This is a genomic window from Micromonospora maritima, assembly GCF_902825405.1.
GTDB classification, from domain to species: Bacteria; Actinomycetota; Actinomycetes; order Mycobacteriales; family Micromonosporaceae; genus Micromonospora; species Micromonospora maritima.
In genome coordinates this window covers 1-2,378 of record NZ_CADEAU010000685.1, presented here as the reverse complement: position 1 = coordinate 2,378, position 2,378 = coordinate 1, and the positions used below count along the sequence as shown (strand labels likewise).

General features: G+C 74.5%; 3 protein-coding genes. 2 read left to right on the top strand and 1 reads right to left on the bottom strand.

The features are described 5' to 3' along the window. Positions 1–123 precede the first annotated feature (123 nt). Positions 124–1,050 carry an NADP-dependent oxidoreductase gene (locus HUW36_RS31055; protein ID WP_174531338.1) on the top strand — a complete coding sequence of 309 codons (927 nt, stop codon included), beginning with the start codon at positions 124–126 and terminating at the stop codon, positions 1,048–1,050. 8 nt (positions 1,051–1,058) lie between these two features. On the opposite strand, the gene HUW36_RS31050 is transcribed toward HUW36_RS31055, so the two are convergent. After that, entirely contained in the window at positions 1,059–1,721 is a 663-nt protein-coding gene (locus tag HUW36_RS31050; RefSeq protein ID WP_174531337.1) for a hypothetical protein, read from the bottom strand. A 211-nt stretch (positions 1,722–1,932) separates the two neighbouring features. Here HUW36_RS31050 and HUW36_RS31045 point away from each other — a divergent pair. Continuing rightward, positions 1,933–2,378 (top strand): copper resistance CopC family protein (locus HUW36_RS31045; protein ID WP_246248411.1); only part of this gene is annotated, 446 nt, incomplete at its 3' end.

The following is a 2,378-nucleotide window of genomic DNA, read 5'->3' as shown; positions in this document are numbered from 1 at the left end:
GGTTGGGCCGGGGCCCACCGGCACGGCGCGGTGCGCCCGGGCAACCGCACGACACGCCGGGAGCGCCCACCGCGCCGCTGGTGCTGACCACGCGGGCGCCGTCCGGCGGTTAGCGTGGGTCGGGTGAAGGCGATCGCGATCGACGCGTACGGCCCGGCCGACCGGCTGACCCTGCGCGAGCTGCCCACCCCGCCCGTCGGGCCGGACACGGTCCTGGTCCGGGTGCGGGCGGCCGGGGTGAACCCGGTCGACTGGAAGGTCCGCGAGGGGCACCTGGACGGCGCCTTTCCGAGCCACTTCCCGTTGGTGCCGGGGTGGGACGCGGCCGGGGTGGTGGAGGCGGTCGGCCCGGCGGTGAGCGGGTTCGCCGTCGGCGACGAGGTGATCGGCTACGTCCGCCGCGACGACGTGCAGCACGGCACGTACGCCGAACTGGTGCCGGCGCCGGAGCGCTGCCTGGCCGACAAGCCGGTGCGGGCGTCCTGGCCGGAGGCGGGCGGGCTGCCGCTGGCGGGGCTCACCGCGTACCAGGCGTTGCAGCTGGCCCGCACGGGCGCCGGTGACACGGTGCTGGTGCACGGCGCGTCCGGCGGGGTCGGGCACCTCGCGGTGCAGGTGGCCCGCGCGCTCGGCGCGGACCGGGTGATCGGCACGGCGAGCGAGGCCAACCACGACTTCGTCCGGTCGCTGGGCGCGGAGCCGGTCGCCTACGGCGAGGGCCTGCGGGACCGGGTCCGCGCGGTCGCGCCGGACGGCGTCGACGTGGTGCTGGACCTGTTCGGCGGCGACGCGCTCGACGTCTCCGCGGAGCTTGTCGACCGGCCGGCTCGGATGATCTCGACAGCCGATCCCGAGCACGTGACCCGGCTCGGTGGCACCTACCTCTTCGTCAAGCCGTCCGCGGCCGACCTGGCGGTGCTGGCCGGGCTGGTCGACGCCGGCCGGCTGACCGTGCACGTGGCCCGGACGTTCCCGCTGGCCGAGGTGGCCGAGGCGCACCGCCTGGTGGAGGCGGGGCACGTCCGGGGCAAGGTCGTGCTGACGGTCTGAGTCGAGGCTCAGCGGGTGCGGCGTCGGACCAGCAGCGCGATGCCGGCCAGCCCGGCCGTGATGACCACCACCACGCCGATGTTGAGCAGCAGCAGCCGCTGCAGCTCGCCGAGGGCGGTGTCGAGGTCCTGCACCGGGTCGAGCGCGTCCTCCGGGAGGACCCGCTCGCCGCCGCCGATGCCGCCGGAGAGCGTGTCGAACCGCGGCTCCAGCGGCACCCCGACCGAGCGCAGCGTCTCGGACATGGTGAGGCGCCCGAAGAACCAGCCGGCCCGCGGGTGGCTCAAGTCGGGCTGCTTGGCCGGCCGGTAGACCCGGGGACCGCCCTTGGCCAGGGGGAAGAGGTCGAAGGTGTTCTTCGCGGTGCCGGCGACGAGCACCACCACCGTGTACTTCGGACCGAGGTCCTTGGCGGCGGGACCGCGCAGTTGACCGGTCGCGCCCAGCCACCTGACCTGGTCGACGATCAGGTTGACGTCGCCCGGGCGCGTGTCGGACCTCAGCTGGAGCGGCTGGTCGAGCCGGTCGCCGGTGATGTCCACCCCGCTCGGGGCGAGCTTCGGCTTGGGGGCGGCCTGGACCGCCGCCGGGCCGGCCAGGGCCAGCGAGCACACCAGTGCCACCGCCGCCCCGGTCAGGACGGTCAACAACCGTCTCACCTTCCGGACCATCGCCGCCTCCTCGCCCCGTTCGATGGCTGGCTTTCGCTGCGGGTCACACTGGACCTGTCCACCTCAAAGACTCCGCGGAACGTCGCCTGGTTGCAGCTGGTGGAAGAGTATTTGGAACTATCTGCGAGCTGAGACCGACCAATGGACGGCCGATGATCAGCGGCCGGATCTTACCCGGATGGAGGGGTTCATGGGGGGCAGGGTTGCCCGTGTGACGCGTACCTGGTTGGTGGTCCTCGGGGTGGCGGCGGGGGCGTCGCTGGCGCTGCCGGCCGCGCCGGCCGCCGCGCACAACTCCCTGACCGGCAGCGATCCGCAGAACGGGGCCCGGCTGGCCGCCGCGCCGAAGCGGGTCGAGCTGCGGTTCCTGGCCACGCCGAAGGAAGCCACGACGAAGGTCACCGTCACCGGGCCGGACAACGTGGCCGCGGGCGGTGCGCCGACGTTCTCCGGCAAGCGGGTGAGCGTGCCGTTCACGCCGGGCGCCGCCGGGCTCTACATCGTGACCTACCAGCTCGCCTCCGACGACGGGCACCCGGTGAAGGGGGAGATCCGGTTCACCCTGACCACGGGTACGCCGGCCGAGCCGCCGTCGGCGAGCGCCGCGCCCAGCAGCGCCGCGCCGACCACCGCGCCGGCGTCCACCGCCGCCGGATC